This is a genomic window from Bacillus sp. FSL R5-0585, from assembly GCF_038004545.1.
GTDB lineage: Bacteria > Bacillota > Bacilli > Bacillales > Bacillaceae_G > Bacillus_A > Bacillus_A cereus.
Genome location: NZ_JBBORJ010000001.1, coordinates 3,342,061 through 3,363,316 on the forward strand (window position 1 = coordinate 3,342,061; position 21,256 = coordinate 3,363,316).

A 21,256-nucleotide genomic window follows, 5' to 3' on the forward strand; every position below is an offset into this window, starting at 1 on the left:
GTAAGGGGCTTAGGAGGGGCTAGTTATCGGTTACTTCGATTAGAAAGACTCGATTTGAAAAGCCGCCTCGTTCTTTTGCTTTCTTTTTTCGGATGTTGTTGATTTCTTCTAGTGTTGTGCCTTCGTGTTCGGCTAGGGCGTTTATTAGTTCTAGTAGGTCGGATAGTTCTTCTAGTTTATGTTCTTTTGTGTCTGCTTCTAGGTATTCGGTTAGTTCTTCTTCTGTTTTCTTGCAGATTTCTTTTATGTATTCGTCTTGGGGTAGGATTATTGTTGTGGGTGTTTTTCCGTTGGATTTTATTATTTGTGGGATTTTATTTCGGATTAGTTTGTTGTAGGTTGGCATGGGGGGTTCCTCCATTTGTTTTTTCTTCTATTATAATGGAAAAGCAGTTTAACTAGGTGTTAAACTGCTTCATCATTTTTTTAGTTGGATATACTCACTAATTAATTCATAATTAGTATGTTAGACATAAGTGTATATCCTTAGATACATGTATTTATGAAACTGCGTAAATTATGTAAAAATGATATCCTTTTTCTCTTGGGTGTTGAACTCCTCTACAGAATAACGATCAATAAGAGCTTCCAGGTCCTTACTGAATTGATTATGATAAAATAGTAAGCGTTCAATCTTTCCTCCATCTTGCTTATATTTTTTAAAATCTACTTTTTTCTTCAAATCTTGAAAACCATTTTGATACTGAAGACTTAAATTATTATTATAATTGTTTAGGAAATATTTCAAATCCCCATAATTTATATACCACTTGTCAGCAAAACTTTTAATTTCTTTATCTGAAATTAAAAGTTTCCTTGAAATCATAGTGTTCGATAAAGTGTTTTCATCAACCTTTTCAGTATCCGAACTAATAATAGTGTTTGATAAAGTGTTTTCATCGACCTTTTCAGTATCCGAACTAATAATAGTGTTTGATAAAGTGTTTTCATCGACCTTTTCAGTATCCGAACTAATAATAGTGTTTGATAAAGTGTTTTCATCGACCTTTTCAGTATCCGAACTAATAATAGTGTTTGATAAAGTGTTTTCATCGACCTTTTCAGTATCCGAACTAATAAATAAGTTCATTAAATTATTCCTTTTCATGCAACTAATTTGTTCACTTAATATTTCAGAAAAAGTTATTTCTTTACTATTAAACTTTAATATTGGCTCATAATCAAAAATATTATATAAAACATTAGAATATAGTTCCTTTAAAGGTATATTATTAATTTCAAATTCTTGCAGTTTGTGCAATCTATTGTCTTTAGGATTAAATAAATCTGATATGTACAACTTTTCACTATCAAAGTCAATTAATTTAATACTCTTAACATTTCCATTTAATTCTATATTAGGTAATGGAGCATCATCCAAACCATATAACTCTATATATTCCACTTCAGGGAAACATAATTTCGAAACTTTGGAGTCTATTTCCATTTTAACAACCTTACTTTTTACACCATTAGTACATAATGTTTCATCTACTCTTATTACTTGATTGCCTAATACAATGATTCTATATAAATAGTTCGACGGATTTTTCAATATTATTCTAAAATCATTAATTTTTAAATTCTGTTTTTCACTGTTAGTCTCATTACAATGTCGAAATTCATTCTTGCAAATTTCTAAATCCTTGAGTTTAGGTAATTTTGAAATATCAAGCTCATTTTTATTTAATTCATATACTACTCTATTATCTTTGAGCACCAACTCTTCTAATTCATTTTCTTCAAATGCATTATAAAAATCGCGCCAGTTTATATCACAATTAGTAATCTCAATTTTACTAGCTTGTTTTAAAGATTCTTTATAAATATCATTTGTAAATAATTTTGAGAGTAGTATAGAATCAGTTACATCAGCAACGTTAATCACAAAATTCTCTTGTAAATTTATGGATTCAGGAGATACTTTTTCAAAAATATCCAATAATTTTTGTAACCTTGTCATCCCAGTTATTTTTATTTGTTTTATGCTTTGAAGCATAAAACTCGTATTATACACTTGGATATCTTCAAACAGATTACTACTTTCAGCATCTTGAGGAACCGGGAAATTAAACACATCCTTAACCAGTTCATATTCATCTAATCCTTTGATGACCACTTCACTATCATCAGTGTGCAATACGTCGAAAAAAGGAACTAAATAAATTTTCTCAGCGTACTCCCTACCTAATTGTTTAATGAAAAACTGTAATTTTTCTGAAAAATCTTGATTATAGTAGAATATATAAATTTTTCCGGATTTTTCAAAAAAAGGTTGAAGAAAAATAAAATCACTTCCCATAATAGAGTGTCCTAGAATAAACAAATTAAATGAATTATTTTCTGCTTGATTCACCTTTGTGATTAACTCTTCTCTTCTAGGGAACAATATTGAATCCTTTTTTATTCTTACTAGTTTATCGTTTGTTAGCGATCCCTCTAAACTAACCTTCGAAATATCATTGTTACCAGTAAATCCACCACCGAAAATAATATTATTATCTTCTAATGAACCATGTAACTGATAAATTTTATCTTTTTTAATTTTGTTAACCACAAAAATATCATCTAAGACTTTTGTAAAATTAAACGTCATGATATGGGTTTTTTTATCCAAAAATAACTTTGAATAAAATGGATTTATTTGTAATTTTTCTTTATCTAGTTTATCTTTCCACTCATTATATTCCCTTTTGATATAATGATAAAACAGTTTTTCTAGCTCTTTGAGATCCTTATTCAATTTATTTACTCTATAATTCTTTAATTGATCATGCTTACTATATTCTAAGGATTCATTAATTTCGATCATTTGAGTTTCAAATATCGTTTCAAAGTCTGACCAATTTAATTCTCTACCGTGAAATTCCCTGACAAATAAGTTATTAAAATCGTAAATATCTTCATTCGCCTTCAAATTATACTGTTTTATAACATTATTTAAAAAATGGTTATATGAGCTTGCCATACCCATACTTAAATCAAATCCATTTCCTATTACTACATAGTTCTCCTTCATTTTCATCCTATCTTGATTTTCCAAAATATAATCACCTCTTCAACAAATCAGCATTTTGTTGATCCATCAAATATTTAAATTTAGTCTTTTTATAGATAGAAATATATATCCTCATATATATTTCGAAACGTACAAACAGTCCTTATTTGAGAAATATTAGAAATTAAAAACCGACACGAACTACTATAGTTGTTTTAGTTATAAGTTATCTATTCTCATGGTTTTTTCCAAATCTGAACGCATAAAAGCATTCATCTGCTACAAAAGCACCTTTTAATTACGTCATTCAATCATAATTTATATTTTCTTATACAAACATTTTTTGTAAGAAAGCTTTCTTTGCTTCTTTTAAAATATTTAATTGTTGCTGATGAAGAGCAATGATATCATCTAGTTTCTCAAAAAAAGTACCTATTCGTCTTTGTTCTTCAATACCTTTAGGTAATTTAACATTTGTATTAAAGAAATCTTGAGCTGATATATTTAGTAGTACTTGATTTCGGCTACCCTCAGCAGCACGCCTAGAAAACTCTTTATGCCATTGATTAGTTTCATAGTATGAAACTAAAAAATTTGAATCAACAGAAGTTGGTTTAAAGTTAATATGCGTTGTTGATACGGCACCCATTTCATATCTTTCCAGACGTCTTACTGTTCCCCAAAGATTTTCATTAGAGTAGCTCCTATTAAAGGAAAATTCACCTTTTTTCAGCAAATAATAGTTACTAATCTCTCGACTTTCTACTTGCTTTTTTAAAAATGTATTTTGATCAACTAATCCGTACTGAGCAGATATTGTTAGAAGAAGTTTTGATTCTAAGTCTTTGTTTTTTCTTGTAACCCTCTCTACGATAGTTTCTAATTTGCACTGTTCCCACGCATCAGTAAATCCATGAAAACGAAGTTCTGGAACACATTCCTCATCTTTAGGAAACATTTTTTGCAAAAAACCTCTTTTACTTTCTTTTAAATTTTCAAGCTCGCGCCGATGAAGAGCAATAGTTTTATCAATTCCAAGGAAAAATCTCCCTATTTTTTCTTGTTCTGCAATTGAAGGGTTTAGAATAATAACACTACTAAGAGTTGATCGACTTATATTAAACCTTGTACCTCTAACAGCTTTCCTTTCAATTTGCTTTCTATTTTTATTATTTAAAGCGAGTTCAACAAAGCGTGCATCAAATTCTTTTTTCTTTTTTCCTTTGATAAAAAATCTGTTGTTTAATGTATAATTCTGATCCACACAAGCTTTAGACCACCCAACTTCATTTAAAGCCCCTGATGATTGAAGAAAAACAAGGTCACCATTTTCCACTTCATTTTCAAATTCAGAGGCTTTTTCAACTTCCACTGAATTTACAACTTTATCATAAGTAATAGATTGCTCCACAAGAATATCCATAGCGCTATTTTTTTTTTCCCTCGGAGCATTAATTTCATTTGAAAAATCCATCAACTCAGATAGATGCTGTTGCTCCCAATAATCAAAAAAATCTTCAAAACGTATTTGAGGTATTTTATTGCTCATTATGTTCACCGCCTGGATAAATCCCAAAATCTAGAAGAGAAATAAATTGCTCTAATTCTTTTTGTGCTTCTTTTGTTGTTCCAGTCAATTCTTGAATCATTTCTCCTAAATTTCGGTTTGATTCAGCAATTTGCTTTTGAGTTTTTTGCATATTATGAGCGACTTCAACCAGAGAAATAGGTTTTTCCTCTTCAAAAGTATCCACATAAAGTGGGATATTCAAGTTAAATTCATTTTCTACGATTTCATCAAATTCGGCGACGTATGCATATTTTCTAATTTCTTCACGACGGTTATATGCATCCAGAATTCTATCAATATGTTTATCATCTAATTTATTTTGATTCTTACCTTTTTTATAATCATTAGATGCATCTATAAACAATACATCTTTGCTATCACGGTTTTTCTTCAAGATAAGCAAAGTTGTTGCAATACTTGTGCCAAAGAAAATATTTGCTGGTAAACCAATCACTGTATCAATAGCTCCATTCTCAAGCAAAATATTACGTATTTTCCCTTCAGATGCCCCTCTAAACAATACACCATGAGGCAATACAATCGCCATCACGCCAGAATCTTTTAAGTGATAGTAGCCATGTAATAAGAAAGCAAAGTCTGCTTTAGATTTCGGTGCCAACACTCCATACATTGAAAAACGTGGATCATCCAAAAATTCTTCATTGGCTGACCATTTTGCACTATATGGCGGATTCATCAAAACACCATCAAATTTTGTTGGTTCCTCCGTTGGCCAGTCAGTATCTAAAGTATCAGCATTATGCAAGTGCTGGTTAGCTACACCTACACCATGAAGAATCATATTCATTCGTGCAAGGTTATAGTTTGAAGTGTTTAATTCTTGTCCAAAATAACTAAGTGTTCCAAGTTCATTGGAGAACTTTTTTACATTTAATAGTAATGAACCGGACCCCATTGTAGGATCATACACACTAAAACCTTTTTGATTTTCTTTCCCTTGAAGAATAATTTGAGCCATTAATTTAGAAACTGATTGAGGTGTATAAAATTCGCCTGCTTTTTTTCCTGATACAGAAGCAAATTGGCCAATCAGGTATTCGTACGCATATCCTAACATGTCCCCTTCATGAACAATATCCAATGAGGCTAATTCTTTCATAACAGTAGAAATTGTATGATTTTGTTTCTGAGCTGTTGCACCTAAACTTTTTGCATAATGATCTACGTCTTCAAACAAATTTTCATACAACTCACTACTTTGTTCAATATTACGAAATCCTTGAGCTAAATCTTCTAATTGGAATTTCCCCTTTTCAATCGCTTGAACTAGAGCTGTAAAAGTCAATTCTGGTTCTAAAGCAACAGAAAAATTATATTTTAACTCTTCTATTAAACTTTCCTTTATTTCAGGATCATTGAATGCATCAATATAAATTTTTTGAGCTTCATTTATATCAGCAACTTCTTCTTCAAGCAATTCAGCTGCATAATAAAGCATCTTATCCGATAAGTATTTATAAAGAATTAAGCCAAGTAAGTAGTTTTTGTATTCGTTTGCATCCATTTTTGAACGCAAAATATCTCCACTATTCCACAATTCTTGGTAAAGTCTCTTTGAACTTTGATCAGCCATATTCGTTAACTCCTTTAAAGAACTATTACTTGATAACCATTTCATCTATTCCATTATAATCCAACCAACCTGATTTCTAAATATACATTTACACAATTGATATTTAAGAAACTTCTAATTCTACCAAATAAAAATGACTATACTAATTCTCATAATATAAAGGAGTTATAGTCACATTTTTTCAATATAAACCTTTCTTTAAACTTATTAAAAACTGATCAAAAAATTTTATTTTTTCACGTCACAGAATTGGCATAAAGAAATACAAAGTATCCTATAATCCTTTGATACATCTATCTTCCCGCTCGATATTCTCGAAACATAAAATACATGTTTCTTATCTTGACAGGGTGGAGGTCGCTGGTTCGAGGCCAGTCGGGATCATACGAAAAACCCCTTGATAGTCAAGGGGTTTTCTTTATGTAGCGAATCAATGTACTTTTTTAAAGAATAAATTTTTTGTCTACTGGTCAAGATTTGGTCAATAACTGTTTCTCTTGGTCAACTATTAGATTATTCTATGAAAATGAATTAATGAGCCTGAATCTCTTACCTCTTGTATAAGCTATAAACAACTATATTTTAATAATAAGAAAACATAGTTAGCGCAAACCATAGTTTCTCTTATATAATTTCTTGGTTTTATACAAATAAAAAGAAATATCTCAGCTGTTAGCCTATACTCACTTTATGTTATAGTAGTCTAAAATCAAAAAAGTCCAGATTGGATAAGTGTATTAAATTTATAAAACTTCCTTTATCTCTATATGAAATTTTACAATAAGCAAAAAATCTAACACGTATTTGATTCTCTGTAAGATTACTTATTACTGAAGTCCATTTATTATGGGTTAGAGTCTTTTGAATTAATTCACTTGAAATATAAAGCGCAGTCGTTTTATTTTGGTTATTAGTAATACCAGGTTTAAAAAAGATAATATAATCACCATTGTTCTTTCTTGACCTAACTATTTCTCCATCTCCGTAATAAACTCTTTTATACTTACTAATATTACTTAGGTTAACTTGGGTAAGATCAGTAAACATATCTGCGTATGAAATGCTATAACCTTTAATATTTATAAGATTCTCTGTTAACTTATTTTCAATTTTATATTTAATAAATTTTGAAACCAATGGTTTAATGCTATAGTAACTACTAGATTTCTTATGATAATTTTTATTAATGCTATTATTCTTTAAACAACTTTTTTTATCATTATCGCTAATGCTAGACTTAACATTCACCCTTCGGTTTACATACTGATGGCTATTTGGTCTTTCTAAAAATAATGAATCCTCTTGTTTATCTATAGTTAATTGTTTTTTATTTTTTGTATTGTTTGTATTTTTTCTTTCCTTGTCTTTTTCAAATTCATAGCTACATTCAAAATCATGTATACCATAGGCCCTAAAGTGAGGAGTGTTTTTCATCTCAGTTCTTTCTTTATCTATATTTGCTGCCGTAATTTTCAAACTACATCCTGGACATTCAAATGCTCTTTTTTCTTGTATTAAACCATCCCAATATAATTCATAAGCTTTCTCGGCATCGATTACTTCTTCATATTCCAGACTATATGCTTCTTCTATCTTTGCCATCTGTCTCTCCTTAAATTATTTCTTTTTAATATTACTTATCTTAGTCATATCAAAAATAAATTCTCTTTTCATGTTTACCATCTCATGTGATACAGTTCAAAATAAAGTGTCTAAGTGAAGTTTAGTTGTTATATTTTCTTTGTTTATCAACAAGCTTATCCAACTCATTTTCAAGTTCTGTATAATCCCCATAAGGATTATCTTCACAACTCATTTCATATAAAAAACCTAATAGATTTATTTGATACTCTAAAAGCTCTTTATAGTTCTCCTTTAAATCTTCTAATCTAGAGATTGTTATTTTATTAGATCCGAAGTCTGTTAGTATACTATTTACTTCTTGCTTTAAATCATTATAGCTTTTACTTGATTTTAAAAATCCAGTATCAGTTTGGAAATTAGACACCCAATTCCTTGCTGGTAAATTACGAATTAACTTTTTCAAGTATTCTTTAGATTCAGACCAACTATCTTTTATTTCTTGTATTAAATGCTCAATGATTATATCGTAATGTCCCTGAATTTCCTCTATTGAAGGAATAATATTTTGTAATAATTGAATTAAAAAATCTAAATCTAAACTTTCATTATTTTCTAAAGCATTACTTAATCTCTTTACTAGTGAAGTAGCTACATTTAAATGATTCACTACATATAATATAATACTCTGAATAAATTCTTTAGGTAATTCTGTAGTTTGTTTATTTATTAAATTAGTTTTGGGAATTTTAATACTAACAGTCCCCTGTCCTTGAATCTCACTTATTCTTTCACTCAAATCAATAATTGGATTGCACCAATAACAATTTTCATTAATATTATCCACTAAGAATAAGAATGTAGTATCATTTTGTTGATTCCAATAATTAATAGTAGTAACATTTATTTGTTTTGTAAAATACTCTTCTGTACTCTCAACATCTAAACTATCTGTACCTTTACATTGGATATTAAAAAATTGATTTTTCGGTACTCCATTTTCAACTATTTGTCCTCTCATATCTATCCCCAAATCAATAGATTCTTCATGAGGATTAATAATTGCAAACCTTTGTAAAGAAGCTTTTAAAATATCCGCTGCAATATTCCCTGTTTGTTTCTTAGCAGCATATGTAGGTAATTTATAATCATCCATTTCCATACCTCCTACATTGGAGTCCATACTCCAAAAATATATAATTTTTTTTACATGGAAAGGCAAATATGATACACAAAACGCTTGTCATTGCAGTATTCTAAACATATAAATCATACTTGTAAAGATTCCATATAAAACTACCATTAGCCCCTACTTTTATTCTGCTGAACACATTTTTTCACATTTCAATACCCTTCCTGGATCATTATTTAATTTTCACATAAAACACTTATAGAACTCCGAAGGATATGCTATTAAATTAGTATAGTAATATTTTACCACATTAACATCCGAAATTTTCTACCATTTCAACATGAGTATGTGTAACTCGATAAAATCTCTAAACAAAAACAGCCTATTTTTTCGATTTACCACTGTAACTAATCTCTTTCCATGATTTTAATTTATTTCGATAAGTCTAAATTTCAAACAGTCAATCCACAAAAATTCAAGTATAATAAAAAGTATAAATACTTTTACAATATTTGGAGTAGTGATTAAAACATGAACCTATTTAAAAATAAAGAAAAAGTTGAAGACTATTTTATTAGATTAAAAAAAGAAGGTTATAAACCTCAATCTACCTATCAAGGTATCAGTTTAAATGATATTGAGAGCTTCTTAAAAATGATAGATAGATATTCCGATGATATGCGTGATGTAATATACTGTTTATTAAATGATGAATTACCAAATCTTTATTCTAAAATATCTAAGCATTATAGTATTTCTGCTGGCGCTTCGGTAGCTCATATCGGTTCTTATGTAGGAATACTAATGAGAGGTAAAAATAAGTTAGATCGGGAAGGCAGAGACTATTGGATAAAGCCCCTCGTAGAAGTTGGTATTATTGATTTAATTACCGTTAGTGGAGGAGAATTTAAATTGGGACATTTAAAAGCCAAGTCCCCAAATTCAGCATACAGATTAAACTCTGAATTTGTGTGCCTATTAAAAAAATTTCAAAATCAAAATTTTGATCAACTTGTTAAGGAGTGGTTTGCTTCTGCCGAACATAGAAAAAGACTACTTGTCACTTATGAAAAGAATGATTCTGGTAACGGCACCTTATCACATAAAGGCTTAATAGAAGATTCAATTAATATATACAGTAAAAATTATTTATCTGGATATAAATGTATCTTCAAAGATGCTGAAGATGGGAACAGAATAACTAAAGAGGAGCGAGCTCTTCTAGATTTATATAAAATCAAATTTGGTGACTTAGAGGATGTTTGGCCTGATGTAATCTTATACAATAAAGAAGAAGACTCCCTGTGGTTTGTAGAAGCTGTTACTTCCGATGGTGAAGTTGATACTCACAAATTACAAGGTTTTATAAAAATCTGCCAAAAATCAAATAAAAAATTTGCTGGATGTACTACTACTTTCTACACTTGGAAAAGATTTTATGAACGACAAAGTTCGAATAATAATTTAGCACCGGGAACCAACTTTTGGATTAAAGAGTGCCCTGAAAAATATTTTACGGTAAAATAAAGAAACGCCACTAATTGTTAGGCAAAACTAACAATTAGTGGCACTCTTCCTCCTAAAATAGTTCGTTATTCACTATCTCATCTATTATTTCTTGAACAGGAAGTTCTTCTCCATAAGCACTTCCCATTTTTTCTAATATCTCAAGAGTTGGATACCTTAATGACTTTAGATCTGCAACATTCACTTGCGTACTCCCACTAAATGTTCTGAAATAGAAATCGACTAAGGATGAATTAAGATAAACTGATAGTCCCTTCGCTACACTTCTATTTACTATCCCCTTCTTTTTACAATGAAAATAATTCACTTTATTATCAAATGCAACTCGGCCACTACTAACAAACTCACTATCGTATACTACTGCTATAATTCTTCTCTTTTCTTCTTTAGAGCTCATCCTTTTAACTAATACATAAATACCAGGTGGTCTAAGCTTTTTAACATTAGACACATCTTCAATCAAAAACCCCGGCTTTTTCCCTATAATTGGCCATTCTATAAACCCCTTCGAAAAATTTTCTGGATATATAATAGGCACAGAAAATAAAGTTCCATCGAATCTTAGTAACCCTTCTTTTTCTCTAAAATCCACCACTGGTCCTGTTGAAACAGTGAGATCAAGATCTTCTAAAGTACAAGGGAGAGAATGCATCCGTTCCACAATTGCTAAGTCATTTTCTTTAATTATTCGTATAATTTTTTCTGTATCATAAGGAAATACAATATTATCAAATTTCTTTTTTAAACATTGAACTGTTGAAAAATCATCAGTTATACTATCAGAAATTAGAACAGTATCATTAAGCCTTTGCCTATTTTTTGCTAAAACCATAATAAGAGTTTCTTGTAATACATCATCATAAAAGAGATCATTTCTTGATTCAAACAAATGAATCCGTTCAATCTTTACATTGTTAAGAATATCCATTCTAAAACCTTTAAAATATTGACCATTACAAAAACTTCTAGGGATGATACAAACCAGTTGTCCCTTATCCTTTAATAATCTATGGGCTAAAGAAACAAATGCTGCATAATAGTTTGGAACATCAATACCAACACTTGATAATAACCTTTTATCAATCGTATTCGTACTTAATTTCTTATAAGGTGGGTTTAATATTATATAATCATAATGCAAAACACTATTATTCTTTAGTTCCTTCACTGTTTGATCAATAAAATCTTTATTCTTAAAAATAAACTCTATTTGTATTTTATTTTTTTTACATAAATCAACACATAACTCCATATTAGCTTTTAATTCATCAATAATTGTACTATCAATTTCAACTAAAGTGACACGAATTTTTTTGGGTTTTTTTCTCCATTCGCATACAGATACAATAAACGCCGCTGTTAAATTCCCTAGACCTGCACCCACATCCATAAACTCTATTTCTGATTTCGATATAGGAGTAAACATCGAACTCATATAATAAGCAATTTCCATCGGAGTAAAGAACTGTTCATTTAATTCTTTGTTCAGTTCCTTCGATCTCTTTATATTAGTATTACTTGAAATCTCATCAATCTTTTTTAAAAAGTCTCTTACCATTAGGTCATCCTCCGTACTACCTATTATATCTTAATAAAAGTTTACTTTAAATAAGATATAACCACCGAATCGACAAATAAAAATCTTTTAAATTATAAAATAAATAGAAGTTTTATCGACTAAATTAATCTTTTTCACAATCTGCTTTCTAATATTTTCTTCTTAACTTTCAGTGCAATTTTGAAATAGCAATATAAGTTTTTATTCATCACTAATCAAAAATCTCATTTCACAAGATTTTTGATTAAGTTTTGAATTAAAGTATTTTATAATTAATATAATCCAGGCATCTGTACACCTCAATCATTTCCATACAATTTTTAAATTCATCCCTTATACCAATGTCGTATCAGTATATCTCATATCATGACATCTAATCTTACTCGGCTTTTTTATAGTGGATCTAAAAATCCTTCGGATATTACTTTTATATGTAGTTACATCGGATTCTATACATATTACTACATATAAATACTTATAAGAACGACTTTTTCACTCTTCACATAAGAAAATAATGTTTTTCAAGCAGTAATGGTTCCTCCTAGTAAATGATTTTGTTTTTGTATAGGGCAACAAATCTTTCCCCTCATTACTAAGAATTCGATTAATATGTACATAATCACGTTCTAAATCCACAGCTATCTAGCTTGCCTAGTACTTCCCCTTGTCTCACTTCTGTTGTTAAAACCAATAAAAATGCCATACTAGTAGTTTCCACTCTTTTAGTTATACTTCAAGAAATCCCTTATTTCTTACTCATTCCATAGCAATATCTTTTCTTTACTGCTTTGGCCAATCTACAAGCAAAGCAAGATTACCTACTATTATTCCCCACCTTTCGGCTTTTTCAATGAATCATTAATTAATGTATGTATGTACCTTTTGAATATTTCCATCCGATAAACTCTTTTCTTTGATTAGCTAATTATATAAGCCTTGTATTATCATTAGATTAAGTCTATTTCCCCTATAGATAGAATAATGTATTTTCCAACACTCCATCTATAAGTATTTAAAGTTTGCTTCTTTACCTTTGCCTTTTTTACTCTCTAAAAATTGATCCAATAAATAATCTTTATACAGATTTTTATTTTGCTGTAATACGTCCCCCTTATTAGAGATTACTCTAACCACAGCATCGATTTCTGAAATACTTATTTTATTTTAAATCCTTATTTTTAAAACCCCCTTAGTTTCTCGTTTTCTCATTTCCATATGTTAAAATAAAATACTATACCTTTGTATTTTGAACTTTCTTTACTGTTCTTCTTGCCATTATCTCCATCCTCCTACTTTTACAAAAAAAGCAACGACAATTTAGTCGCTGCTAAAAATTTATCTTTACCCAAATGTTTAATGAGGTTCTATTCTTCTTCTCCAAGAACAATTTTAAAAATTCTATCAGTTAATTCTAAACTTTTCTCTGGGGAAATATTTCTCTTACAATAAAGAATTCCCCTTTTGCTTAAAGAAATAGCAATTCTATTATTAGGGAAAGATGAATCTTCTACTAATAATTCAATATTAGATAATGATGCCCCAGCAGTTCTTTTAAACTTTTTCCAGTCAGCAGCTTGGTTTACATCTTCTCCTCTTAATAAAACACTATCTAGATTAGCTAGTCCTAAATTAGCAAACCAACCAGCTTGAATAGTGATACCACTATCACTATTGATAATATTTTCTAAGGCGTCTAGCAAATCTAATTCATACGGAACACTCTTAAAAGCCGTAGTATCTTTCAAACGCTTAAATGCAGATTGAGCAAACTTCCCCTTATGTTTCGAATAGCTAATTGCATAAGAGTTATTTATATAAACTTCAAAACTAAAAACTCTTAGTATTTCTTTAAATTCCCGTTGATTTATTACACCTACTATTGGATATTTTTGACTATGTTTCAGTATATATTTTTCATAGTTAACTATATCTCCACCTGGAATTAGATTTCCCGTTTCTAATTCTTCATCTGGAAAAACCTCGATAAAATCTTCATCTAGTTCATCCTCAACTTCCTCTTCCATTACCTCTTCTACCTCTTCTTCACCCTCTTGTAATTCAGTAGGTTTATAAATTCTGGTTTCAGCAACAGCTAAGCTCCCCTCAAGCTGTACTTCCTCTCTCCCAATTACAATTCCTTCAAAATTGTTTGGTTTTTCCTCTATTTTATTAACAGTAATTACAAAACCCATTCCAACATCCCCTATCTTATTAACTTACTAGTATATCTTTTAATAAATCAATTGCTATTAAAAATTCACCTCTATTTTTTGAAGATATTGTAATCCCCTCATGAATATCAATAGCAATAATTGAATTAGTTTTTTCAATTTGAGTTTCGGAGTGAATAACTTTCGATGACTTATCTAGCAATAAATTATTTTCATTTAAAAAGTTATATTCAGTACTATTCTTTTTAACCTTCAAATAAAACTTATTAAATTGCAACTGTTTATGTTGTAATTTTTCCGCCATTATATAAAGAATAAAGTTTATATTTTTATTCATACTTTTAAAGTTATCTATACCTTTTATTTCAATTTTATGCCTTTTGGAAAAATTAACACCATCCTCTTTATAATCTGATGTAATTGACTGCTCTTTTATAGCAATTGTTGCATTCATTGCAGCTACTGAGAAGCGTATTAGCATATGCTTTCTATTAAAAACTTCATATTCTGTATTATCGAAAATATCTGTTTCAAGTATACTATTTAAAAGAATATCATATAAATCTTTTGTTTCTAAGTTACTGTCAACCACCATAGATAATTCATAGTTAATTTTTGTTATGCTAAAATTTAATAGAAACCATCTAAATATTTTTCTAATAAAGGGTACTTTCATTGCTAACATACTTAAAAATGTAGCTACTAATCCATAAAGTGTTAAGGCATCTGTCCCAAAAAATGTACCCCATCCAAATGATTCTTCTTTTAGAAGGTATATTATTATTGATCCCACTAAAAATACTAAAGATAGTATATATAAAATGGCATTTAACGTTTTACTAACTGTCAATTATTTCCCCCCTTATTTTTGCCAAATAATTTTAGTTTAAAATATCCCGACAATATTAACGGAATATTCAAACTCTATTTAGAGAAGATACGGTTTTCCACATCTTCTCTAAATAAAATTTATACTTTTTGGCTTTTAATTGTTTTTGAAGCAGTTGAGGGCATGTGTTTGAATCCTTTAATCTTAGCTTCATTTTCTGCTTCATTTAATATCTCTTGAAAACTTACACTACCTAACTTATCTAACTGTAATCTCATCCTAACTACAGTTCCATTAACATCACAATTGTTTATTATTTCTTCTGATGCAAATGTTATTGATTTTGTTCCCGAAGCAATACTAAACAATCCACCGGTACATTGAATAATTCTTTTTACCAAAGCTAAACCATAGCCTGAATTTTTATAATCTTCTGGAGCGTACGCATGATTTGATAGGGCGGATAATCCTGGAGTTAGTGCCTTTCTGATTGCCTCTTCATCTGTATCTTTCCCAAACCACCTCTCTTCAACATCAAAGGGGATAGTAGCCAATAGTCCAACTCCGACATCTGCAATCACAACCTCTACAAAATTGCTTGTTCTATATGATTGTGAGGCATAGTAATAGTGTGAAGACTGAGAATGATCAAAGATATTTCTAATCATCTCTCTTACTACAAATATAAATAAATCTTTCACGTCTTCATCTAATTCTGAATCTACCAATCCCAAAACCTTACTAACTATTCGTTCCGAAATTATTTCATAATATGACTCTATTGTTCCACCTACATCATCTAAACCCCTAAAAATCTCATGTATTTCAATTTTTGTTGGGGCTATGTATGTTGCTCCGGAATTATGTGATGGTGCATCCGAGATGCCTAATTGCTGAAATATCCCCATAGTTTCACCATATGAAATGGCTGACTTTTTCAAATGATTAATCGGTTCAATTTCGTAAGGAATATTTAATTTTCTTATTTTATCCATAGTAGTCAAAAATAATAATGCTCCAGCTGGTTCTATAAACTCTAAATGCTCAAATGTAATCCTTAAGTTTTCACTATCATTTAAATAGTAATCCTTTGCACGAAAATGTTCAGTCATTCTTAACATATTTTCGTATTTCATTTCCTTAACAACTATCAATAGCGTTCACCTCTTGATTAAATTTTACAATATTCTCCTTTAGTTTACTATTTTAATAATATTATATAGTAACAGCTCATAAACTAAATTTTCCAACCAATAACCCCTTTCCATATAGATTCTCTCTGTATCTAAGTACTATTCCCAACATTTAATACTTCTAAAACCTCCCTAAACAACACCGATCCCCTACCAACAACCAACTCCAAAGGAACTTCCTTAACTCGCCCATCTCTCCCCACCACAACAACCCCATTCTCATAATCAACCCAAATCTGAACATCCTGCACATAATAACTCTTAATAGTAGAAGCCTCATCTAAGTTGTTATGATCCAGCTCAACCTTAACCTGCTTCGTGAAACGACGTAACGTTTTCCAAAGAGTTCGTTCTTCTTTTGATTTCATGAAGAGTTCTGGGAGCTCTTGTACTTCTTTTAATAACGACATAGTTGTTATTGTGTATGTTTGAATGCCATATCCTACTGGGCGGATGAGGTGGTCTAGTTTTTTCCATGGTTCTAGTTCGAAATGTACATACTCATCTTTTTGTTGCATTTGAATGTTTTTAATTTTGGCTACGTATTGGATACCGCCTTTTTCTCCGTACCATTTTTTCGGTGCATATAATGCTATGTACTTCGCTTCTTGCCATCCTGGTTTTAGCTGTTTGATTGGTAATTGATATACCCCATTCTTTCTATACGTTTCATAATCACTTTCAGTTTTCACGCTGCCTACTAATACTTTTTCTTCTAGCGAGGAGTGCCATTCTTCTTTTGTGCCTCTTGGAAGGATGCCTTCTCTTATAATTTCTTCTGGGCTTTTTTCAATGAGATGGTCTAAAAATTGTTCGACTAGTCTTGTTGCGTTTGGTAAGAACGGGAATCCACCGATATTTACTTTTTCGATACTTTTATAAAATGGATGGTTCTCGTACGCTTCCTCTTGGTTCCATGGGAATAATACGTACGCTCCGTAAGCTGTCCGCTCAAAAGGTCCATCTTGTTCCACAACTAATGCATCTCTGTAGCGGTGCATTGTATTAATGTCTTCTTCCATTGGGCCAGGAGTACCATACTTCTTTTTATAATGAGACCTTTCAGCAAAATCAATTCGGTATTTCGCATCAAAGATGTATTGATATTGATAGTTCTTTCCCTTTTTCTCAATAGCGAGCATAGTATCTGGTTTTTGTGTAACTGTTGGCAGTCTACCGTTTCTTTTCTGGAAATACAGTTCTATTACTTCACCAGTGACTGGATGCTTAAACGCTCTTTTTGCAGTTTTACTTTCATCGAGCGTTACATATAAACCGTCTTGTTTAACTTGGATAACATCTTGATCGAGCGGTATATATTTTTTGGATAGAATTTGTCCAAGTTTTAAATACGTCCAGTATTCGTATAACCTTGCGACATCTTTTACCGACATTTTGAAAATTTGTCCTCGTAATGTTAAACCTCGCGATAGCATTAAGAAGATTTGATACGCATCTCTATAGCCTGCAGCCATTTGGATAACGAGTGAAAAGACTGAGCGATCTAATTTTCCGATTCCTCTCCAAAATGGATCGTTTAATTCATTTTTCATTCGATACTTCATATTTTTTACACGCTCTAGCAAATTTTCATCAGTTACACCACGTGTATATCTAGACTTTGGCTCTAGCGCCTTAAGTAAATCATCTATTTTATGTACGACTCTTTGAATCATCCATTTAACAAATCGATTTTCCAGCGTATCATAAGAAACTTCCTTATAAGCTGTAATCCCTTTAGTCGGTATACTTTTTTCTCCTTGCAGTAAGTGTGGTCGCTTTCGCAAATAGTTCATTCCGACAGAATCCAATTTACGAATTTTTTCTCCTCGTACAAGTTGATGCCTAGTCATAAGCGTATGATGCGGTTGTCTTTTTATATGAGAAATCGACTTCATAAATCGCTCAAAGGAATCATTTAAAATACGATAGAACTCACTCTTCGATGGATTTGTAGCGTAAATTGTAGATGCTCCTAAGTAAGTTCTTTTTAGTAAATGAAATGCTAAATTATAAATTTCATCATTTACTTCATTTAATAAAGCTCTGTAATCATCCTTATAATCCAGTTTTGCCGGGAAAACTTCAAATGTAACAGTTAATAAAGTTTCTTGCTCGTCTTTAATTTCGAATGTTGTATTTCCTACTTCATTTGGAAACGAAAGATTCCCCATTAACACATGAAGTGATCCCATTTGAATAGAACTAACTTGCTTTCGAAAACCCGGGTGTTCATGATAAAAAGAGAGCTGCCTGTTATTTTTCGGAACAACAACAAGCTGATAACTTCTATTTTCAAAAAAGATTGGCGGGTGTTCATTCCATTCGTCTAACCCCTGCAATCTCGCATCAAATACAGAAACGGATTCCGCCTTCCCATCTACATGAAAATACATCATTTCATCTACGTTCATAGCTTGATACTCTTTTAAACTCTCATATTTTTCATGATAAGGATTTCCCTTAATTGTCAATGATAGCTCTTCTGTTTCAATCTTAACTAGCTCTATCTCATTATTAGATCCAGAAAGAGGTGAAACCATCATACTCGAACCTCCTTAACATATGAGACAGCTTGTTAGCTGAACGAGGATACTTAGCATAGGAAGCATCATTATTGCCACTATCATATTCTTCATTTGTACATAATACATACAACTGCTTCAATACCTCTTCTGTTCTTCCATCGCTCCCCGCAAGACGCGGTAAAATCTTTTGATATATTTGATAATCGAGTGCTTCATCGAATGACAATAACTTTCCTTGTTCGTTGTATGCCATGTAGAAACAAATTTCATCTCGTATACGATACCCAACTTGAGCTCCAACTGATTCAAGTATTTTATTTATTTTTATTAAAAGGTTCGATATATTTCTCACAAGATCTTCGTTTTCTTTAAAACATTCTTTTAGATGAAGATACTCAGTTTCTAAAGAACGATTTGAAACAATTTCAGCTTCCTTCTCTTCTACATCCATTAAGAAATTAAAATAATCTAAGCTAACAGTATTAAACTCAATCGTATTCGCTCGATCTAATACTTTCTTACTTAACGGATGTGTCGTTTCGTCCATATTTACAGTTCCGATAATATATACATTTGATGGAATCGTAATATGCTTATTCGTAATTGACTCAGGAAGAACAGGTGACGTAACAATTTTTCTATCTTTCCATTTACGACTCTCGATTACACTTAAAAAGTCACTAAAGTAGTATTCCACTCGAGCTAAGTTCATCTCGTCCAACACTACAAAGTACGGTCGATTTGGATTTGCATCTGCATTTTCAAGAACTTTAATTAATGGCCTTTCTTGAAACTCCCCTTGAAGGTTCACATAGCCAAGCAAATCAGAACTATCACTCCAATCAGGTCTAACCGGAATAAGTGTAAATTGTCCATTCTCTTCCGTAGCCCCTAAACTTTCCGCAAACCACTGAACAATTTTCGTTTTCCCTGTACCTGAAATACCTGATAAAATTACAAACGGCTTCGTCTTTAATGAAAGGAAGAAATTAATAAGATCCTTTTCCTCATAATAGAAACCCTTACTTTGAATATAAGAAGACACATGATCAATAATGGATTGCTGATCTAAATGAACTTCTTTCCTCCCATAAATCACTTCATATTTCGTTCCTTCCTCTTTATAAGCTATGAATCCCTCATAATAGCGAAGCATTTCTTCTAGATCCTCTACTAACTCTTTTTCACTTGGCATTTTATTAGCATCGTACGCAATATATGCAGCTGTTGAATTCGCATAGCCTTTCGCTTTTGAGCTTGTCCCTAGGAAAATCTCATCATCTTTTTTCACATTTTGGGACATATGTATTTGCTCACGAATCTCTTCTTTAATTTTATCCAATTCATCTTTATCCGTTTTAGTTACCCCTTGTGCTATAGTTAAATATAACCGCTCCATATCTTCACTAAATAAATAAACGATATAATAACCACTCTGCGTAGATTTCGTAATGTCTTTATTCATGATCGCAAGCCACGGAACAGCAGCCCAATTTCCTTGTCCAACTGATCCTGTGACAACATATTGATTATGATCAATAAATGGTAACCTCGTTATTTCCGTTGTCATCTCATTCCTAACAACCGATCCCATTTTATGACCCGCAAATCTCTCTGTTTTCGCCTGTAAATACTCATTCATAACTATTAAAAACTTTTCACGCAAATTACTGTTCATACTACCGCCCTTTTCCCCATCATCTTTTACATATTGTCCAACAGAAATCCATTCATTATTAATCAGCCCTACTTGTTCAAGCCAATCTAGTAAATTATTCGTACGCCGCCTCGCTACCGATTCAACCATCAAATTATCTCCTAATGAATTTCGGACAATCGTCATTCCCAAATCAACTAGAGCTGCTTTCTTTTCATCTTTTGAATACTTCTCTAACAATCCAAGAACAAATAAAGCATGACGGAAATATTCTTGTTTTAAAACTAACTGTGCCATGTAGTTTTTCTTATCTTCCGATTGAACACATTCGCTTAATAGCAACTGATTCATTTCATGAGATTCATTCAAAAAGCCCAATAACCTTAAATCCTGGCGAGCATTAGATTTCATTCTATATAAATTTTCATCCGTTTGTTCACTTAACGTACTTGGATTATATGTACCACTCATGATCTCTTCTAAAAAGAGCATGACTTTATCGTATTTTTCGCTTGGTAGATTATCGGTTTTGAATTCTTTAAATGTAATAGCTCCCGATTCCTTTACATCCACAAATGGAAACTGTGAAAAGAAAGCTACCATGAAAGTATTACATTCACTCGCTTGTCCAAAATCTTCACTCTTTACTGTACGCATAGCGATAAATTTTCTCCAAGCATCCTTAAGAATTTCAAAACTCACTTTAAAATAAGATGGTGCTTCCTCATCATATTGCTCACGTGAAAATTTATCTTCAACGTATAATCCTTCATCATCTTTATTTATAACCAGATAAGTTTTATCACCATTTATCTCTTCAACCTGCTTCATTAATTTAGCCAATTCAATTATGAGTTGCTCTAACATTTTCATCCCCACCGTTACAATTAATTACAATTACTACTATTTTACCAAACT

At 31.0% G+C, this 21,256-nt stretch carries 13 protein-coding genes; 1 reads left to right on the forward strand and 12 read right to left on the reverse strand.

Annotation, left to right across the window (positions count from 1 at the left end; all coding sequences use genetic code 11):
• Nucleotides 1–19: 19 nt before the first annotated feature.
• The 6 genes from MKY38_RS17235 to MKY38_RS17260 form a co-directional block, all read right to left on the reverse strand.
• A complete protein-coding gene (locus tag MKY38_RS17235; protein ID WP_341049241.1) occupies nt 20–346 on the reverse strand; it encodes a nucleoside triphosphate pyrophosphohydrolase in 327 nt (108 codons plus the stop codon).
• 171 nt (nt 347–517) lie between these two features.
• Nucleotides 518–3,043 (reverse strand): AbiH family protein, encoded by a 2,526-nt coding sequence (locus MKY38_RS17240; protein WP_341049243.1) that lies wholly within the window; start codon nt 3,041–3,043, stop codon nt 518–520.
• A 283-nt stretch (nt 3,044–3,326) separates the two neighbouring features.
• Nucleotides 3,327–4,547, reverse strand: coding sequence for a restriction endonuclease subunit S (locus tag MKY38_RS17245; protein WP_080451247.1), 1,221 nt, complete (start codon nt 4,545–4,547; stop codon nt 3,327–3,329).
• A complete protein-coding gene (locus MKY38_RS17250; RefSeq protein ID WP_061681577.1) occupies nt 4,537–6,162 on the reverse strand; it encodes a type I restriction-modification system subunit M in 1,626 nt (541 codons plus the stop codon). Before MKY38_RS17250 ends, MKY38_RS17245 begins: the two co-directional genes overlap by 11 nt.
• A gap of 693 nt (nt 6,163–6,855) precedes the next feature.
• A complete protein-coding gene (locus tag MKY38_RS17255; protein ID WP_061681579.1) occupies nt 6,856–7,764 on the reverse strand; it encodes a hypothetical protein in 909 nt (302 codons plus the stop codon).
• Between the two features lie 121 nt (nt 7,765–7,885).
• Nucleotides 7,886–8,899 carry a DUF4365 domain-containing protein gene (locus tag MKY38_RS17260; protein ID WP_061681581.1) on the reverse strand — a complete coding sequence of 338 codons (1,014 nt, stop codon included), beginning with the start codon at nt 8,897–8,899 and terminating at the stop codon, nt 7,886–7,888.
• Between the two features lie 507 nt (nt 8,900–9,406).
• On the opposite strand from MKY38_RS17260, the gene MKY38_RS17265 reads away from it, so the two are divergent.
• Entirely contained in the window at nt 9,407–10,402 is a 996-nt protein-coding gene (locus tag MKY38_RS17265) for a BsuBI/PstI family type II restriction endonuclease (RefSeq protein ID WP_061681582.1), read from the forward strand.
• Between the two features lie 52 nt (nt 10,403–10,454).
• Here the strand turns inward: MKY38_RS17265 and MKY38_RS17270 are convergent, their stop codons facing one another.
• The 6 genes from MKY38_RS17270 to MKY38_RS17295 form a co-directional block, all read right to left on the reverse strand.
• A complete protein-coding gene (locus MKY38_RS17270) occupies nt 10,455–11,960 on the reverse strand; it encodes an Eco57I restriction-modification methylase domain-containing protein (RefSeq protein ID WP_061681583.1) in 1,506 nt (501 codons plus the stop codon).
• 1,364 nt (nt 11,961–13,324) lie between these two features.
• On the reverse strand, nt 13,325–14,152 hold the full coding sequence (locus MKY38_RS17275; RefSeq protein WP_061681584.1) for a hypothetical protein: 828 nt from the start codon (nt 14,150–14,152) through the stop codon (nt 13,325–13,327).
• Nucleotides 14,153–14,171: 19 nt separating this feature from the next.
• The gene (locus MKY38_RS17280; protein WP_061681585.1) at nt 14,172–14,981 is read right to left on the reverse strand and encodes a hypothetical protein; all 810 of its coding nucleotides are present in this window, start codon (nt 14,979–14,981) and stop codon (nt 14,172–14,174) included.
• Nucleotides 14,982–15,100: 119 nt separating this feature from the next.
• A complete protein-coding gene (locus tag MKY38_RS17285; protein ID WP_061681586.1) occupies nt 15,101–16,114 on the reverse strand; it encodes an ATP-binding protein in 1,014 nt (337 codons plus the stop codon).
• Nucleotides 16,115–16,245: 131 nt separating this feature from the next.
• Nucleotides 16,246–18,696, reverse strand: coding sequence for a restriction endonuclease-like protein (locus tag MKY38_RS17290; protein WP_341050321.1), 2,451 nt, complete (start codon nt 18,694–18,696; stop codon nt 16,246–16,248).
• Nucleotides 18,671–21,205 (reverse strand): MrcB family domain-containing protein, encoded by a 2,535-nt coding sequence (locus tag MKY38_RS17295; protein WP_341050323.1) that lies wholly within the window; start codon nt 21,203–21,205, stop codon nt 18,671–18,673. The genes MKY38_RS17290 and MKY38_RS17295 overlap by 26 nt, the downstream gene beginning before the upstream one ends.
• Nucleotides 21,206–21,256: the final 51 nt, after the last annotated feature.